Source organism: Aquiflexum lacus, assembly GCF_015476655.1.
GTDB lineage: Bacteria > Bacteroidota > Bacteroidia > Cytophagales > Cyclobacteriaceae > Aquiflexum > Aquiflexum lacus.
This window is the reverse complement of record NZ_JABFHF010000011.1, coordinates 60,707-79,465: the sequence shown is the minus strand read 5'-3', so window position 1 is coordinate 79,465 and position 18,759 is coordinate 60,707. Positions and strand designations below refer to the sequence as shown.

The following is an 18,759-nucleotide window of genomic DNA, read 5'->3' as shown; positions in this document are numbered from 1 at the left end:
GATTCTAAAAAATGTTACAATTTGGGGAAATTTTTGGCCAGATTTCGGTCCATACATTTGAGTTTATTAGTTTTATGAGGTTACTAAATATCCCAATCATCTTCTAAATAGCATTGATGATGCAAATTGGAAAAAACAAAAAGGCAGATACATCCAAATTATTTGGAGAAATCTGCCTTGAAAAATTTGATTGTTGTTTTTTGATTCAAGAATTCTATCTGGTGGCCTGTTGAGATTCTATGTTAAAGGCACTAAAATCAAATTGGTTAAATATGGCCTCTACTTTAGCTTGAAGCATTTGTTCACTTTTCAAATCGCTTTCCTCTAATGCGCCGGAAGCAAATCCCTGCCACACCTGTAAACCTGTTTCTGCATCTATAAAGTTTACAAGGACAGTTCCTGGTTCTACATCCACCATTTCAACATTTCGCTGAGCAGGTCCTTCCCATAAAAAAGAATACCCTTCCCTGATATAGGTCCTTAATTGGGCACCTTCCTCCAATACCGAATAATTGACCAGCATATCGGCATTGTTTCTATCTTTGGTAAAACCTTTGGCAGTAAGCTGTGTTTCAATGGCTTCTTTTAACATGCCTCTGGTTGATTTTTGATGGAAGATAATGGCACTTTGTGATCCCAAAAATATTTGGGTACTTGGCATTTCTCCTTCCTCTGAAACCCAATTATAGGTCTTATAGTCCGAAATATCATTATTCATTCTCTGATCTGAACCTACACTCAGGGTACTCTTTGGAGCACATCCGAAGAAAATTAGAGTCGCCAGACTAAATAAAAAAGGTATTGTTAAATTTTTCATGATTTTTTAGTTTTAGTGTAAAGTTTGAATACTTGTTGATTAAAAAAGTAGGATTTCAATGATGTCCAATCAAACGTGCTACATTAAATAGTTTTTAAATAATCAGAAAATCATTCTACTTTTCGATACTGATTAAAAGTAAATCGAATTTGGTGCCAAACTGATTTCATTAAATTGTTCCCTTTTTCTTGAAATTTTTATTTTCAAGAAATCCCCTACTGACAACAAGTGCCTTTTTCCATGATTTTCCTGACCTCTATCCTAAATCCAGGAAATTTTTTCGATATAAAATTCAGACAATAATTACATGACAATTTCCCATGTTCCTTTAATTATAAAACCACTCAGCATATAAAGGCGCAAAAAATAAACATTTGAACCTTATTTTGAATTTGCTTAATAGTCCAATTAACCAAGATTTCGCCTTTTCAAAATTATTTATCTCAAATCTGTGAAATGAAGTACCTATTTGCTTTCCTTTTTTCATTTTTATTCATACAACTAGCTGTTGCCCAGACTTTTTCTATCAAAGGCATTGTCAAAGAAGCGGACAGACAAGAGCCACTTCCCTTCGTCAATATTCTATTACTGAGCGCAAACGATTCCTCTCAAGTTGGCGGATCTGTCTCGGATATTGATGGTCGTTTTGAAATCACTTCTGTCAGAAGAGGCTCTTACTTGGTAAGGGTTCAGTTTATGGGTTACCAAGATTTTTCCAAAGAAATTGAAGTAAATTCAGATTATGATATGGGGATTTTGTCTGTTGGTGAGGTCGCAACAGACCTTAATGAAGTGGTCATTGAAGCAAGGCGATCCACAGGAACCCAAAAAGGAGACACCACTGCTTTCAATGCAGATGCTTTCAAAACCATGAAAGATGCCAGTGCGCAGGTTCTCATCGAGAAGTTGCCGGGTGTCAGTACAGAGAACGGCATCATCCAAGCTCAGGGAGAAAATATTGAACAGATTTTGGTGGACGGTAAACCATTCTTTGGAACAGATGTGAGAACTGCCTTGCAGAACATCCCTGCCGAAATGATCCAAAGCATTGAGATATTTGACCAGAAAAGTGAAAAGGCTCAATTGAGTGGATTTGATGATGGGGAAAGACTGAAAACCATCAATATCATTACCAAAACCAACAGACGTAAAGGACAATTTGGGAAGGGAACAGCAGGATATGGAACTGATGACAGATACCTTGCCGGGGCGAGTGTCAATATTTTTGATGAGGATCAAAGATTTACCATTACAGGACTGACCAACAATGTAAATGTGCTGAACTATTCCAGCGACCCCAATGCTCAGGATAATGCCAACCCACAGGAAGGTATCATTACTACTAATATTCTGGGATTGAATTACTCGGATACTTATGCAGAAAAAGTGAAAATTGCAGGCAGCTATGTCTATTCCAACCGTGAAAATATCGGAATAGTAGACCGGTTTAGAGAGTTTATCACTTCAGACAACTCTGATCAATTTTATACTGAAAGAAGCACAGATGTGAGAGTCAATAACCGGCATCAGGCAAATTTAAGGTTGGAATACAATCCCAATGAAAAAAACCGCTTTCTGTACATACCCAGATTTTCGGCGAGATTTGAAACAGAAAACTCAGGTTTTTTTGGACAAACTGATAATGGATTCAGTCCCATCAACACCGTAGAAAACATCAAAACAGGAAAATACCAAGACTATGATCTTTTCAATAGTTTCTTTTATAGTCATAAGTTCAACAAACCCGGAAGAACGGTTACATTCAGGACCAGATTATCCAATGGTTGGAATTTAGATGAATCCGACCGAAATGCAAAAAACACGTTTTTTGAAGAAAATGGACAAAGGATAGAAAATCTTGACCAGAGGATAACCCGGGAAAGAACCGGAACATCTTGGCAGACAAGGGTTTCTTACACCGAGCCTTTAGGTCAAAGAGGTCAGATGGAAGCCGAATACCAAATCGGAAACCGCAAAAACGATTCAGACAGGTTACTATTCAATGTGGAAAACAGAGATATTGATGACGGTGTTTTTTTACTGGACACGGCATTGAGTAATGTTTTTATTAGCAAGTACCTGACCCAAAGTACAGAATTGGGTTATCAATATCTTACGGAAAAGTACAGGATTCAGGCAGAGGTAGAATACCAGGATGCCAAATTAGACAATTTGCAGGAATTTCCTTCCACAGAATTGTTGAACAGGAGATTTACCAACATCCTTCCCACAGTAAGGATGGAATATAAATTTTCTGAAAATACCAATATTCAATTGGATTACGATACCTATACCAATGAACCTAATGTAGGGCAGCTGCAAAGAGTAGTTGACAATACCAATCCCATTCAGTTGAGGACAGGTAATCCAGAACTTGACCAGGCATTCACCAATCAATTTAGACTAAGGTTCAGAGGTAACAATCCCGATTCTGACAAAAATTGGTTTGTATTTGCCCAATCCAGGTTTGTAGATGATTTCATTTCCAATTCGGTCCTGATAGCAGAAGAACCAACTGAAATACAAGATGGGATCATTTTGGAAAGGGGTTCACAACTCAATAAACCCGTGAATTTGGATGGGTATCAGGATTTTCGTTCCTGGTTAAGTTACGGAATGCCATTGGGCTTTATCAAATCCAACTTCAATATCAACGCGGGTCTTGGATATGCCCAAAGACCGGGACAGGTCAATGAATCCATTGGATTCAATAATTCCACCCGTCTGAGTACAGGGTTCTCCTTAAGCAGTAATATCAGCGATCAGGTGGACTTTAACATTTGGTCCAGGTCTTCCTTTAATCAGGTCAACAATACCTTGAATCCCAACCTCAGCAATGACTTTTTCCAACAAAGATTCCGGGTGAATTTCAATTGGATCGTGTGGGAAGGTATCATTTACCGATTAGACCTCAACCATCAGATAAACAATGGTTTGGCTTCGGGTTTTGATACCAATTTTACCCTGATCAATATGAGTTTGGGGAAAAAAGTCTTCAACAACCAAAGGGGTGAGATCAGTTTGATGGTGTACGACTTATTGGGACAGAATGCCAATGTCAGAAGAAATATCACCGAAACATTTATTGAGGATACCCAGTCAAACGTACTCCAACAATACGTGATGTTAAGCTTCACCTACAACCTGCGCAGATTCTCCAAGGGAATGGATGAGAAAGATTACTCAGAAATGTACACCGAAAATTAACGCAGCATTTTCGCGACAATATTGTCTTTTTCTTTATTTAAATATTGAAGAAAAGCCAAAGGGACTGGCATGTGCTTTTTCTCTTTTGGCCAAATCAGACTCCACATGGTCGTAATGGGTAAACCTTCCATGGGTATAATCTTAAGCTGCTTGTTATGCAGTTCATTTTTGATTCCGATCAAGGGCATGATGGAATAGCCCAAGCCTGCCATGACAGCCTGCTTGACAGCTTCATTCGAAGTCAGCTCCATTTTTTTCCCAATGGATATATTGTTCTTTTCGATAAACTGCTGCATGGTTTGACGTGTACCTGAACCTTCTTCCCTAAATATCAACGGCAGGTCTTTGAAAAAATCTTTTTCCCCGATATTTTCATCAAAATGTGATTGTGGACTACCCACCAAATAAAGGTTGTTTTCCAATAAATCCAGTTTTTCAAAACTGATGGAGGTGGGCAATAGAGAAACCAAAGCAAAATCCACTTCATTCTTTTTTAGGCTTTCCACTACCCTACTTTTATTGGTAACATCCATTAACAGTTCAACCCCCGAATGTTCCCTCATAAAATCAGTTAAAAAATAGGGCATCACATACTTACCTGTGGAAACGACAGAGATCTTTAAACGGCCCGTTAATAAACCTTTATAGGCCATGGTCTTGTAATTGATGGCATAAACCTGATTGATGATATATTCTGCCGAATCCGCCACCTCATGTCCAAAATCCGTAACATGGATTTTACGTCCCACCACCTCAGTCAAGGGTATTTCAAATTGGTCCTGAAAGTTTTTTAACTGAATAGACACTGCAGGCTGTGTCAGATGAAGTTCTTCGGCTGCCTTGGTCACGCTTCCGGTCTGTACGATTTTCAGAAAAATCTGTAATTGGTTCAGGGTATAATTCATAAATAATTTTTATATATAATATTATAAACTTAAATAAAAATTTATGGGTTGAAAAAAACAATTTTACAGCACAAAACCAAAAAAAAACTGAAATATGAAAAATTCACATGCAGAAACTGGCCTAAATTCATCAAATAATCAATCTGAAACGAGAAGTGAAGAATTAGAATTAATCAACGGAGAATTTTCCATGAAGGATGCCAAAGAAATTCTTCTTCAGTTATTCGGTGACAAAATCAAATACCATCAGTTGAGAAATCTGAGCAGCCTTGAAAGGTTCGGTGAATTTGATAAGATCTCAACCAGAAGATTACCGGAATTGCAAATGACTGAAAAGAGGATCCTGAACTTGTTTAAGGATGATGCCTTTTTTGAAGGTACTATCAAAATACAGGCTACCATTAATATAGAGATTGCTGAATAGGATACTTGAATTTGTTGGAACATATAAAACTAGCTAAATCAAGATTTCTCTAACGTTTTTGTATGAATATTGACTTATTGATAGAAAATCTAACCAATCCTGCTTTATTATTTTTTGTTTTGGGCCTGATTGCCGTCTTTTTGAAAAGTGATCTGGAAATCCCTCCTAATTCTTCAAAATTCATTTCGCTATATTTATTGTTTGCCATTGGTTTTAAAGGGGGACAGGAATTGGCCCATGAAGTTTTTTCCTGGGAAATCGTTTGGACCATTCTCTTTGGAATCGGGATTTCGCTCCTGATACCATTCTATACCTTCTTTATCCTTAAGAAAAAGCTGAATATATATGATGCCGGTGCTGTTGCAGCGGCCTACGGGTCCATTTCGGCGGTCACCTTTGTGACTGCGGTATCTTATTTGGAAATGCATCAACTGGTTTTACATGGTCACATGGTAGCCATTATGGCCCTGATGGAAGCTCCGGCCATTGTGGTGGGCCTGATATTGATATCTGCCTATGACAAAATGGATGCGGGCACTGAACTGGTAAAAAAACGAAAAGTGGTCAAACATTCCTTCACCAATGGCAGTGTGTTGTTGATTTTGGGGAGTTTGCTGATAGGTTTTTTGGCATCAGATGCCCAAGCAGAGGGAATCAAGCCATTTACCAATGATATTTTCAAAGGGTTTTTGGCAATTTTCTTACTTGATATGGGAATAGTAAGCGGCAAAAAACTCCAATCCTTCTTTTCCTATGGCTGGTTTCCCATGATATTCGCCATCGTCATTCCCCTATTCAATGGATGTGTAGTGGCGGTATTGAGTTCATCCGTAACAGATGACATCTCCAACCGTTTTATCCTGGCCATCCTATCCGCGAGTGCCTCCTACATCGCGGTCCCCGCTGCCATGAAAATGACCGTACCCAAATCCAATCCTGGACTCTACCTCCCCATGGCCTTGGCCGTCACCTTTCCCATCAATATCACGATCGGGATGCCCTTGTATTTTTATCTGGTTTCGTAACTAGGGCTGTTTTAAGGATGTTTAGACAACCTTTCCCGCAGAGACGCCAAGACGCAAAGATGTATGTTTTCATTTATCCTTAATTTTATTGTTAAAGTGGAATTATTCAAAGAGTTTTTCAGTTTTTCGAACCGGTCACATTTTGCGACCGGTTCAGTTTTACAATTTCAGAAAGTACCTAAGATATTTTTTAATTCCCTTATATACGCTGTGCTTTCGGTCATTCCATTATGCCCCACACCATCAAGGATAATCAGATCTACCTTGGATTTTAATTCCTCTTTGAGTCTCAAGGAAGATCTATAAGGGATAACTTCATCTTGAATTCCGTGAAAAATAGTAATAGGCATAGTGCAGTTTTCTAAATATTGATGATTGGCAAATTTATACCTTATAATAAATGATGGTAGAATAGGGAAAAATTGACCTGTAAGATCAGTCAAGCTGTAAAAAGGTGCCTGTAAAATCAATTGTTTGGGATTGTTTTCTGAAGCAAGGTATGAGGCCATTCCGGTTCCAATGGAATAGCCCAATACGATGATATCCTGTTCATTGTATTCCTTTTTCAGCTTATCATAAACCATTTGATTGTCATCAAACAATTGTTTTTGGCTGGTTATTTTACCTTCACTCTTTCCATAACCTCTGTAGTCAAGAATAAAAATATCATAATTCAATTCGGTGTAAGTATTGGCTACCTGCCCCCAACCATTTAATGATCCTGCATTACCATGTAGGTAAAAAATCAAACCTTTTGTACTATCCGCCCTAAATAAAAGACCATGGAGCAATTTTCCATCCGCTGTTTCAAAATTCTGCTCTTCAAATTTTTGCCCAAAATCAAATTGGTGATTTTTATCCAAGGTTTCAGGAAAAAATATCAGTTTTTCCTGAAAGTAGTAAAAAGCAATGCATACAATCACGTATATCCCTACAATTACTATTAAGAAGTATAGAAGTTTTCCCATCATTTTTTACTTTCTAATTAAGTAACGCACATCTGGATATGCTCAAAACTTACTACTTTTTACTTAAAGATACTGATTTTCATATTTTCCCCGGGCCTAATAAAATCAAAATCTACATCTCTGGAATTATAAAGCCATTTGTAAACTGTTCCTGGAATTCTTTTGCGATTTCCAATAGTTTTTTGTCTTCCCATTTACGTCCGTGAAGTGATATCCCTGCAGGTAAACCATTTTTTGACATACCGATAGGAATAACCACCACCGGATGTCCCCCTATGGAAGTATCAAAATTGAATCGGCCCAAGGCATCCGCATAGGCCACTTTTTTGCCGTTGACTAAAAAAGGCTTTCCTGCTTTTTGATGTTTAAAAGCGGTAATGGATGCAACGGGAGTTATCCAAAGATCATAATGATTAAAAAAATCAATAAACTGATCCCCTATTTTTTCCTTTACCTCGGCAGTTCTCAAATGCATATTGGGAGACATGCGGATACCTCTATAAGTACTCCTTGCCCAATGGATGTCCCGGTATTTAATAAGCAAAAACAAGAACATAAAAATGCCGGTAATAAAAGGAGGCATGGGAGAACCTGATGAAACTTCAAATCCCATAAACCGGCCATTGATCCTATACGCCAAATCCGCATCATACTCCGGTTGATCTTCCTGTATGGAATGACCGGCCGACTTGATTTTGGTAAGAAAGTTGGATATCAAATCCTGATAATCATCCTGAACTTCCAATCCATACATCGTTTTTGAGTAGGCAATCTTTAAAGGCGATTTATCCCAACCGCTTCGATTGAAATCTACAGGATAAATTTCTGAAATCTCCGGTTGCTGTGTCAGAACAGACATGGCGAGTATCAAGTCATCAACCGTCCTTGCCATCGGACCGGCCACAGTAATCTGTCTTTGTCCCTGTGGCTTTCCGGGAGCAAGAAACTGGCCCCGATTGGAAAGTGTTTGCTCGGTCGGTCTTATCCCACAAACGCCACAAAAATGAGCGGGCACACGTATAGAACCGCCTGCATCAGAGCCTAATTCCAAAGGCGTGAAACCCATCGCCAAGGCTGCAGCTGATCCTCCCGAACTGCCTCCGGCAACATATTCTGTGTTATACGGATTGTTGGTTTGACCAAACCAGGAATTGGTAGTCTGCCAATCTATGGAAAACAAGGGTAGGTTTGTTTTACCCATGATGATCGCGCCTGCATTTCTCAACTTTTGAACGAGTACAGCATCTTCCTTTGCTACATTCTTTCGAAGGGAAGGAATTCCCAAGGAACTGATCAGGCCTTTAACATTAAAAGCGTCTTTGACGGTCATGGGTAGCCCATGCAGTGGTCCCATCAGTTCGCCTTTTTTCAGCATTTGATCTTTTTGTTCCGCTTCCTGTAGCAATACTTCTCTGTCTTTTAAGTCAGTAATCGCATTAATTTTAGGCTGATACTTCTCTATTTGTTCCAAGAAAGCCTGTAAAACTTCCTTTGAACTGACTTTGCCACTGTGTATCAATGATAAAATTTCAATGGCCGACTTAAAAACTATACTTTCCATATGGTCATTTTAGAGGATTTGATTATCATTCAAGTTCTTTATTTCATTCATTATACCTTCTACGGACTTCACTTCCAATTTAGAGAAAGCAAACCACTTCTTCCCCAAATCTTTGAGGGAAGCACCTAAATGATAAACCTCTTTGTTGTCTATAATCAAAAATCGGTCGTGGCTTTGGGTAAAAATTTTGAGTTCAAAGTTGCCGTATTGCGCATTGGCTTTTTGCACATCTAAAGTCTGTTGTTTGTTTGCCTGTCCTGAGCCTATCGAAGGGGTTTTGGTAAGCAACAGCACTTTCACTCCTTTTTGCTTTTTAGCTAAATGGGTCAATGTAGTTTCATCAATGTAATTGTCAATCAGAATAATCCTTTCCTTAGCAGATCGGATGATTTTGGAAGCGAGTTCGTAGGCATCAAATACTTGTCCATCGAAAAAGACGCCTTGGGTTGGGACGAGATGTGTGCTTATTTGTAAGTCTATTTCGTTTACTTTGTTTTTTAGGGTTTCAAAATTATCTTCCAACCTGTTCATTCGGTTGTTTATGGAGTAGCCTTTGAGTAAATAATCTTTTAGAACTTGGTTCGCCCAAATACGAAACTGGGTTCCTTGTTTAGATTTTACCCGGTAGCCTACAGAAATGATAACATCAAGATTGTAATATTCAATTTGGCGTTCCACCAATCTTCCACCTTCGTTTTGAACTGTCGCAAATTTTGCGACAGTTGCTATTTCATCAAGTTCACCTTCTTTAAATACATTGGTAAGATGTTTACCAATAGTTTTTACATCTCTATCAAACAACGCTGAAATTTGGTTTCTATTCAACCATACAGTTTCATCTTCAAGCCTCACCTCAATATGTTCGGCAAGTTCATTTGGACGATATAGGATGATTTCGTTTTTCATGCACAGCTAGCTTCTTATTGAATGGTCAAGGAATCCTTGAGAGTTGCTCTGTTTTTGGGATAGGATTAATTCTGAGCTCATGTCAATACAAAAATCAAGTTTAAAATAATGCCATATTATGGTTTTTACAATTTAGAAAAAGCGTAGGGATTTTTCAATAAGTGATTCAGCTTTTCGAACCTGTCACAATTTGTGATCGGTTGTTAAACTTTACTCAATACCCTACTGAAATAAGTTACCTAATTGTAAGGTTCTGTAATTGTGATTGCCTTTGATTGCACCATAAGGAGTGGTTATCGCAAAATTTGCGACAACTGAAAGTCCTGCTTATTCTTCATAAAAAACATGGTTGGTATTCATATCTATGGTTCAAAATAATGGTAACAGAATTTTTTCTATTCTATCTTTCAATCCTTGTTTAGTTGTTTCAAAGAGTTCACTTAAATCAGTTTTGGTCATTAAATTCGATTCAAGTAATTCGCGATTAATGATTGGAAGTTGAAATGCCCTAATAGATATTTCTTTGCCATCTGCCAAAGCATCAATAACTGTCAATTCTGTTGCTGCTTCCTGACCTTGTTTAATTGTATTTGGGTAAAATAGGATTATTTCATCTACTTCAAACCTAATGGCATATGCAAGCATTTGATATAGATCGTTTTGAGAAATTCCTTTTTTGGGGTCTTTCTCATCTGAATAAACAATTTTGTATTTTGTGTCTGCAATCAGGGATTTATGATTTGTTTTTAGCCATAAATCAGGCTTAAGGTTGAATACTTTTTCTTCGTCCAAAAAAATGTCGCTTCTCTGTGCTTTAGCCGTTACACTTTCCAGTTCTTTATCAATGAAGCCAAAAATAAAGTCTTCAAAGACGTATTCCATTGGAAGTAGAAAGGCAAATAGTTTTAAATCATTTTTATAGTCAAATGAAATACAATTTGTAAGAAATAATTGACAGTAATCCCTGACTGTTTCAAACTCACCAAACATAGGATTAAACGAAATTCTAGAACATTGCTCAGCAGTTGCTCTTTCTTCCGACACCTCATCTAAGATGAAAAGGATCTCCCTTAAATTCTTTTTATTGTCTTGATTAGAAGTAACATTAAATAAAAGCGTAGTAACGTATTTTATGATTCGATTGAATTCGTTATCAAAAACAAAGGCATCATATGTACAATTGAGTTTATGCCATCTCCCTTTGCTTAAATTCTCATTAATGTATTCATTTATATTTAACCTTCCTTTGATAAATGGCAATTCACGATTTACTTCTTCATACTGCTGGAATATGGACGAGTTTAATAGCTGCCTTGTGTATTTTGAAAATAAATAAATTAAAACTTCAAAAAAATCACTTTTTGCACTGCCCAAAGAAGTTTGATACTTTGGGAATTTGATTTTTCGACAATAACTTAACCACCAAAGAATGTGATTTTGTATTTGATTTATTTCGTTTTTTAGTTCTTCAGTTTCGGCTGTATAGTTTTTATTAGGATCGAAAAAAATCTTAGGTATAAGGTTTATATTCTTATCGTTATAATGAATTACCCCAACGTATTTATTGGATTTTATTTCATTCGTTTTATGGATAAATTGAAGAAACCTTTGTGATTCTATTTTTTCATCTCCATTCTCGGAATAAAAAGAATTCTTTTCACGGCTGTTCCAGATTTCGTCAAGAAATCCTTCCAAGCCATCAAATGTATCTTGAATGTTTACCTTGTTTTGATATTCAAAGAGGTTAATCATTCTTTTCAGAAATTTTTAATGGCCAAGATTTATCAACAATACCAAATTTTGTGTCAGATAATGCTTTGGAAATTATTTGAGTGACTGCTTTTGAATCATTCATGAAGTACTCTAATAAAAGAGGAATGACTTTTACATTCATTCTTCTTTTTAAATCATAAGGGTCTTCTTTTGAATCCATAAAATAAGAGTGACCTATTTGGAAATCATGTCCTTTGTCAGAAATAATTGATTGATTAATTGATTTTAAAACATTTTCATCATTAACATTAAGTCCATCCTCTGAGTACTTAGGATACATTGGTTCAAATTCAAACCTCCTTCTCAATGCAATATCCAATAATGCAATAGACTTATCAGCAGTGTTCATTGTGCCAATGATGTAAAGATTTGAAGGTACAATAAATGGATCTCCAGATGGTAATCGGGCCTCTAAAGGAACAGTTCCATGAGACCGTTTATCAGGTTCAATTAGAGTAATCAACTCACCGAAAACTCGTGAAATATTAGCTCTGTTGATCTCATCTATAATGATTACAAAATTTTTACGATTTACTTTTTGGGGGCCTTCTGTTTTCTTAGGCAAATATTTAAGAATTTCTGCATATACTAAATAGTAATAAGTTGCATGCTGATTGGCGAGACCAGAAATACTTGACAAACCTTTAACATCTTTTCTGCTTTTGACACTATTTCTATAAAATTCTTTTAAATCACTGAATTTCATCCGTAAACCATTCGCATGGTTTGTCCATTTTTCACCTTTGTATCTAAATGCCTCTTCTTCCACTTCAAATATGTAGGCAGTGTCATTGATTTTGAAGTTATCATCGCTTTCTAGTAATTTATCTGAAAATAATTCGAGAGCTTTATCAAACTTGGCTTCATTAGAAAGTTCGTCGGGTGCCTTTTGAGCAAGTTTTAGATTTTCTAGCGCTTTATCAGCAATCTTTTTGAACACTCCATCTTTTTTGTCAAATACTAAGGAAGATTTGATATCTGTTTCAGGTCTTAATCCCTGAATGAAATCCTCATAGCTATAATTCTGATGAAAAGTGATAAACTCAATTTGATTGTGAAGATTAGTTTTGAATATTTCCATTGCTTCATCATAAGAGTCAATAGTTCGATTTTCAATAATTTCTGCTGCTCTTAAAATGGTATTGTATGTTTTACCAGTTCCAGGAGGTCCATATAGTATTGAATTGAGAGGATAATTCATTTTTGCATCATTTGCATTTATTTCAGATTCGATATCAAAAACATAATTTTCAAAATCCGAATTATTATGTCTTCTAAACCCAGATTTGTAAGTTTTGTCGAGCTCGTCTTTAATCGCTTCTATAACTGAACTCCAATCCGAGTTAGATGGAGAGAATTCTTCAAAATATGTATAAAAAGGTTGTGGTGGGTTACCGTCATACGGTTCACTATTTTGATCAAGTTTTCTTTTTGAAATAACACCATACACTCCCCGAGAGTCATTTAGATAGAGATTAAAACTATATCGCTGTCCGACCGTGAAATTTAGTCTATTATCTCTAACACTGAATACTATACGATTATCATTTGGTATGATTTCCAAGCCTCTTAAAATTTTTCTCAGAAAATGGATATAGTTTTCGAATACACCAGGTTCAAATTTATATTTTACTGTTTCAAATAAATTTGGATTAGCTTTTTTTGATGAACGATTAAAGATTTGATTTATGTGGTCTTCATTTTTTACCTCTTTAATAGTAGCCCAATACCCTCCGGAAAAGTCAACTTCAAATGGAGAAAATTCTTTTTCCCATTGAACGTCTAATTTTTTACCATCTCCATGATTTTCAGAAACAATACCCATGGCTTTGATAGCCATGACTGATTTTGTTTTCTCTCTGGTAAAAGCCGCTTTGATTGCTATTTTACTTCCCTTAGGAACGCTTTTTACATCATCAACAAATTTGTCATCATAACCATTTTCCCAAATTCCATTTTCCAAAAACCTTGATGTTTGGTCAGCGGGATTACTTCCATCCCAATAGGCTCCAACTAAGTAGAATTTAACAGACTTTTTACTTTTCCTTTTTTCGTCTTCTCCATCAAATGCTTCCCAAATAAAAGCACCTATTTTCTCGTATGGCCAATTGGAATAAATTGGGTTGCTACTGATCGCTTTTTTGCATTCGTGATTAATCTGAATTGAATTTTCAGAAGAAAGTTCAATTTCAATAATCCCTAATTCTTTGGCACATTTAATAAGAACAGTAGATGATCCAATTGTAAGAAATTTCTCCGGGTAATAGATTGATAGAATTTTTTGAAGAACCATGTTCCACATGGGAATATCAAGTTCTTTAATTTTATCAATCTTATCATTATTTGTGTAATCTAGCGCTGTTAGAATTTTTGAGAGTAATTCAGAGAAATATTGTTCCGCATCATTTTCATTTAGATAAGTCTTATTTTTACCATACCCAGTAGCATATACTTCCTTTTCCTTATTTTTTGTTTTATATATCCCGAACTTGGAGGCATTCCCACCTCCAATTCCAAAACCTATTTTTTTAAATTCTAACCAATAGCAAAAACTGTTTTCATTTGTACCCTGAACGAACTGATCAATTGATAGGTCTTTTATCTTTTCAAGAGGGAATTTTTCAATGAAAGAAAGCCTGTCATTCTCTCTCTTCTGAATTATTTCATCCGACAAGGAGTATTTTTTTGCTTTCTCGCTAAGTTTTTCTGTACTCATTTAAAATCTATTTTTGGTGCCAACTCTCTTAACAGTCTGGAAATAGACCAATTTGTTAATTTCGGGTAAACAAGTATGGTTTCTACACTTCTATTTTCTAAACCTAATCATTTAGCCTTTACCAAAAAATACCCTAAACACGGTATTTTCACTTTCCCAAAACCAAAAAAATCACAACCCCACCGTCCCCAAAGTCTTCTTAATCGCCTCCATATTTACTCTCAAAGCCTCCTCATTTTCCAGATCATTAAGGGCCTGATTAAAGGGTTCTGTTCTGACGGGTCCGCTATATCCGATGTCCACTATGCCCTGCATAAATTCTTTGATGGGTATCACCCCGGTAGCCATGGGGAGTTCCCGCTTGCCGTCCACTTGGGTTTCACGGGTGAAGTCGGCACGGGCATCGTTGATGTCGACGACAATGATATCCTCCGGTTTGAGGCTGCGGATATCTTCCAGGGTATCTGCGGCACAGTACCAATGGAAGCTGTCCAGGACAAATCCCACATTGCTTTGTCCTATTTCTCCGATCAGTTCCTTGCCTTCTTTCATGGTACTGATAAAGGGATAGCGTGCCCCAACCACCAATGGCCTGGTCCCCAGGTATTCAAGTCCCAACATAATGCCATGGTCTTTCATGACTTTGGCACATTCACCCAAGCGGTAGGCATGTTCCTTCATGTTTTCATTGTAAGTCAGTTCAGCATGTGAGGAAAAAATCCAGGTATTGATGCGGGTGGCACCCTGTTTTTCCATGGCCTCACAGAACACTCTCAGTTTTTTGAAGTCATCATGGAATCGGATCTTGTCCCTCCTGTATTCCACCGGGATATTGATGGAATCATAACTGATATTATGCGATTTCATTTTGGCCAGAATTTCATTCAGTAGTCCGGCTGAATAGTTTTCCATCACTTCCTGGGTAAATGGACTGATGGCTTCATAGCCATACTGAATGGCGTAGTCTAGGGTCTGCGAAAAGTTTGCCTTAACCCCAATGATTCCGGGATTGAGGGAGATTTTGAATTTTCTGCTTGGATCTTGATTGGCGTATAAATTAGAAAATGGCATGGATGCCAATCCCATGGAGGCAATAGAGGTGTTTTGGATAAATTTTCTTCTATTCATAGTTCGAGGGTTGATAAGACAATATAGGTTTTTTGAATTGGGTTCAAAAGGATAAATTGACCGTTGGATGCAGTTTGTGTCCTTATGGCAAGTATTTGTTTGTAGTGGGGGTTTTTAGAGATAAATTGAAATGTGATTTCATAAATCTGGAATATGAGTTCTTTTGGATTCTGAAACACCTGCTAAAATCGAATGTCAGTCTATATAGTTACTTTTTTTCTTGACAAAAAAAGTAACCAAAAAAGTCAAGACGGCGGAATCCTATCCGAGCACAAGGCCAAGGCCGGCCCGGTCCGCCGTCGTCCTCCTCGCGTAAACTTGAAAAGATTGCATTAAGATTTAGGGTTCTGAGAAACCAAGTCTATGCCTAAATCCAAAATCAAACCCAAACCAAATGAACCGATTGAAAATTCTCTTACTGGCAATTCTTACTTTCAGCCTACAATCCTTATCAGCGCAGGAAAGCAAAGTATTCGACAACCTCACCATGAACAGTAAAATCCTGAATATGGAAAGGAAATACGCCATTTACCTTCCTCCCGGATATGAAAGTTCTGAACGCTCCTACCCTGTGCTATACCTGCTGCATGGTGCCGGTGATGACCAAACGGGTTGGGTGCAATTTGGGGAAGTGCAACATATTGCAGATCAGGCCATCAAGGAAGGGAAAGCCACTGCCATGATCATCGTCATGCCTGATGCCAATACCGGAAGACGGGGCTATTTCAACGATGTCAATAATGAGTGGCGATATGAGGATTTCTTTTTTGAGGAATTGATGCCCGAAGTAGAAAAGAAATACCGGATCAAATCCGAAAAAAGGTACCGTGCCATAGCAGGACTCTCTATGGGCGGCGGAGGAACCTTTTTCTACGCCATGCATAGACCCGATTTGTTTTCTTCTGCATGTCCACTGAGTGCAGCGGTGAGAAACAATACTTTTGAAGAATTCAAACAAGGATTGAAAACCCAAAAAGTCACTGTTAAAAATCCAAATACGCTAACTGCCTACTATGACAGGCATCAGGCCTTAAGACAAATCGAACTCAATGATCCTGAAAAAATGAAATCCATCAAGTGGTATTTTGATTGCGGGGATGATGATTTCTTGTATGAAGGAAACAGCTTGGTGCATATTGCTATGAAGAAAAAAGAAATCCCCCACGAGTTCAGAATCCGTGACGGCGCCCATAATTGGACTTATTGGCGGGAATCATTGCCGGAGGTTTTGGGATTTGTTTCAGAGACCTTTCATCAGAAATAGTGAGGTCATTTTAAAGTTTGGATATTGAAAATTTGAACTATAAAATAGCATTCAAGTATAGAAAAGACTTTGCCTTGTCATATCGAACGAAGAGAGATATCTAGAAAGCCTGCAGGAATTAGACCTCTCCAGCCGTCGAGGTGACAAGGTGAAGTTTTCCTAAGTCTTGATTGCAGATTTTGATTAAACCCATGCATTGACCTTCCCTTTGTCATTTCGAACGTAGAGAGAAATCTATAAACCTAAGGAATTAGACCTCTTCCACCTCGGCGGACAAGACCTGCCGTCGAGGTGACAAGGCAAAGTTCTTCGCTTCTCTTTAATGCTGTTTTAGTTAACTCCTACAATTTTGTAGTAATAATCCAAAAAACAAGTCCCAATCAAGTCCCACAAAAAGTCTGATATCCTGCATCTCCATTAGGAGGTGGAGACTGATAATGGCTTTTGGTGGGATCAGGGTTGTAGGGGTTTTTCAATAGTTGATGAAGTTCTTTAAATAACTGATAATCATTATTAAGTGCCGCATTATCTAAAGCATTTTCAACAAAATGGTTTCTGGGGATAAAGGATGGATTGTAGGAATTCATGGACTTCTGTACATCTTCCAAAGTCCTGCCATTCCGGGTCACCTGCTTCACCCAATTCAAGTACCATTCCTGAAAGGCTGAAGTTTCAAAGAAAGCTTCACCCGAAAAATCTCCGGTTTGTAGTGCGATAAATGTATTGGTGTAATCCGCAGCAAATTGCTGCATCAAAGCCAAAAGGTCTTCGATGATAGGTTTATCAGATGCTTCTTTTTCCACCATACCTAATTTTCCACGCATCATAGTCAACCACTTTTCTTCATACATTACCGGAAAAGCATTCAAGGCCTCCTGGGCCAATTCAATGGCCTGCTTTTGGTCAGCATGAATCTGGGGCAGCAAAGCACCTGCCAAAACAGATAGATTCCAATGGGTAATGTAGGGCTGATTGCCATAGGCATAGCGGCCATTGGCATCAATAGAACTGAAAACTGTTTTGGAATTATAATTATTCATAAAAGCACAGGGTCCATAATCAATGGTTTCTCCTGCAATACTCATATTATCCGTATTCATCACGCCATGGATAAAACCCACGCGCATCCATTCCACTACCAATGCGGCCTGCTTTTCCATTACTGTTTTCAAAAGTGCCAAAGCGTGATTATCTTCTTCTTTTAAAACAGGGTAATGTCTTTCTATGGTGTAATCGGTCAACTGTTTTTGCGCTTCTATAGGCAAAAATTGACGCGCATACTCAAAGGTACCGACTCTGATATGGCTTTGCGCTATTCGGGTCAGTATCGCCCCTGACTGACTTCTCTCCCGGTAAACGGTTTCCCCACTTTCCACAACTGCCAAGGACCTTGTAGAAGGTATGCCCAAATGATGCATGCTTTCACTGATCAGATATTCCCGCAACATGGATTTAAGGGTGGCCCTGCCATCCCCGCCCCGGGAATAGGGAGTCCTTCCCGAACCTTTTAACTGAATATCTATTAGGGTACCGGTTGGAGATTTTTGTTCACCGATCAGAATGGCCCTGCCATCACCCAATATGGTAAAATTGCCGAATTGATGTCCTGCATAAGCCTGTGCCAAAGGTTGGCTTCCCTCAGGGGTTTTGTTTCCTGAAAACAGCAGGGCAATCTCCTGAGGCTGAAAATCCGAAAAATCCAATCCCATTTCTTTGGATAAATCCTCATTCAAAATGACCGTTTTGGGGTCCTTGACGGGAATAGGTTGCTGATAGGTGAAAAAACCGGAAGGAAGCTTTCCATAAGAATGCTGAAGATTCCAACCTGCTTTTTTTTTGATAATTTTGACCGAAGACATAGAAAAGGATTTTGAATAACCTCATTAACAGGTTCAGGAATCCAATGATTCAATGCCCAAGAAATTTATGTCTAGATTTTTCCCAGACTTCAATCAGGAGAGAATGGAAAATAAAAACGAATTGGGCTTAACTCTTTTGGCTAAAGCCGATTTGCTTATGGAATTTATTATGAATGGGCTAAAGCACCATTTCTATTGATAAACAT

The 18,759-nt window shown here is 37.8% G+C and carries 13 protein-coding genes; 4 read left to right on the top strand and 9 right to left on the bottom strand.

Annotated elements, in window-relative coordinates; all coding sequences use genetic code 11:
• Window positions 1-214: 214 nt before the first annotated feature.
• The gene (locus HMJ38_RS11710) at window positions 215-817 is read right to left on the bottom strand and encodes a DUF4136 domain-containing protein (protein ID WP_194974589.1); all 603 of its coding nucleotides are present in this window, start codon (window positions 815-817) and stop codon (window positions 215-217) included.
• Between the two features lie 456 nt (window positions 818-1,273).
• Here HMJ38_RS11710 and HMJ38_RS11705 point away from each other — a divergent pair, with 456 nt between their 5' ends.
• Window positions 1,274-4,024 carry an outer membrane beta-barrel protein gene (locus HMJ38_RS11705; RefSeq protein WP_194974588.1) on the top strand — a complete coding sequence of 917 codons (2,751 nt, stop codon included), beginning with the start codon at window positions 1,274-1,276 and terminating at the stop codon, window positions 4,022-4,024.
• Here the strand turns inward: HMJ38_RS11705 and HMJ38_RS11700 are convergent.
• The gene (locus tag HMJ38_RS11700) at window positions 4,021-4,929 is read right to left on the bottom strand and encodes a LysR family transcriptional regulator (protein ID WP_194974587.1); all 909 of its coding nucleotides are present in this window, start codon (window positions 4,927-4,929) and stop codon (window positions 4,021-4,023) included. The genes HMJ38_RS11705 and HMJ38_RS11700 overlap by 4 nt on opposite strands.
• Window positions 4,930-5,023: 94 nt before the next feature.
• Here HMJ38_RS11700 and HMJ38_RS11695 point away from each other — a divergent pair, with 94 nt between their 5' ends.
• Entirely contained in the window at window positions 5,024-5,353 is a 330-nt protein-coding gene (locus HMJ38_RS11695; protein WP_194974586.1) for a hypothetical protein, read from the top strand.
• Between the two features lie 62 nt (window positions 5,354-5,415).
• Window positions 5,416-6,378 carry a sodium-dependent bicarbonate transport family permease gene (locus HMJ38_RS11690; protein WP_194974585.1) on the top strand — a complete coding sequence of 321 codons (963 nt, stop codon included), beginning with the start codon at window positions 5,416-5,418 and terminating at the stop codon, window positions 6,376-6,378.
• Window positions 6,379-6,545: 167 nt separating this feature from the next.
• Here the strand turns inward: HMJ38_RS11690 and HMJ38_RS11685 are convergent, their stop codons facing one another.
• From HMJ38_RS11685 to HMJ38_RS11660, 6 genes are all read right to left on the bottom strand, one after another.
• The gene (locus HMJ38_RS11685; protein WP_228780019.1) at window positions 6,546-7,349 is read right to left on the bottom strand and encodes an alpha/beta hydrolase; all 804 of its coding nucleotides are present in this window, start codon (window positions 7,347-7,349) and stop codon (window positions 6,546-6,548) included.
• 109 nt (window positions 7,350-7,458) lie between these two features.
• Window positions 7,459-8,907 (bottom strand): amidase, encoded by a 1,449-nt coding sequence (locus HMJ38_RS11680; protein WP_194974584.1) that lies wholly within the window; start codon window positions 8,905-8,907, stop codon window positions 7,459-7,461.
• A 9-nt stretch (window positions 8,908-8,916) separates the two neighbouring features.
• A complete protein-coding gene (rhuM, locus tag HMJ38_RS11675; RefSeq protein ID WP_194974583.1) occupies window positions 8,917-9,813 on the bottom strand; it encodes a RhuM family protein in 897 nt (298 codons plus the stop codon).
• 369 nt (window positions 9,814-10,182) lie between these two features.
• Window positions 10,183-11,565, bottom strand: a complete 1,383-nt coding sequence (locus HMJ38_RS11670) for an McrC family protein (RefSeq protein ID WP_194974582.1) — start codon at window positions 11,563-11,565, stop codon at window positions 10,183-10,185.
• A complete protein-coding gene (locus tag HMJ38_RS11665) occupies window positions 11,558-14,302 on the bottom strand; it encodes an McrB family protein (protein ID WP_194974581.1) in 2,745 nt (914 codons plus the stop codon). The genes HMJ38_RS11670 and HMJ38_RS11665 overlap by 8 nt, the downstream gene beginning before the upstream one ends.
• 171 nt (window positions 14,303-14,473) lie before the next feature.
• A complete protein-coding gene (locus tag HMJ38_RS11660; protein WP_194974580.1) occupies window positions 14,474-15,430 on the bottom strand; it encodes a sugar phosphate isomerase/epimerase family protein in 957 nt (318 codons plus the stop codon).
• A gap of 394 nt (window positions 15,431-15,824) precedes the next feature.
• On the opposite strand from HMJ38_RS11660, the gene HMJ38_RS11655 reads away from it, so the two are divergent.
• Window positions 15,825-16,694 carry an alpha/beta hydrolase gene (locus tag HMJ38_RS11655; protein ID WP_228780018.1) on the top strand — a complete coding sequence of 290 codons (870 nt, stop codon included), beginning with the start codon at window positions 15,825-15,827 and terminating at the stop codon, window positions 16,692-16,694.
• Window positions 16,695-17,074: 380 nt separating this feature from the next.
• Here the strand turns inward: HMJ38_RS11655 and HMJ38_RS11650 are convergent, their stop codons facing one another.
• Window positions 17,075-18,553: a protein adenylyltransferase SelO gene (locus HMJ38_RS11650; protein ID WP_194974579.1), complete on the bottom strand. Its 1,479-nt coding sequence runs from the start codon at window positions 18,551-18,553 to the stop codon at window positions 17,075-17,077.
• Window positions 18,554-18,759: the final 206 nt, after the last annotated feature.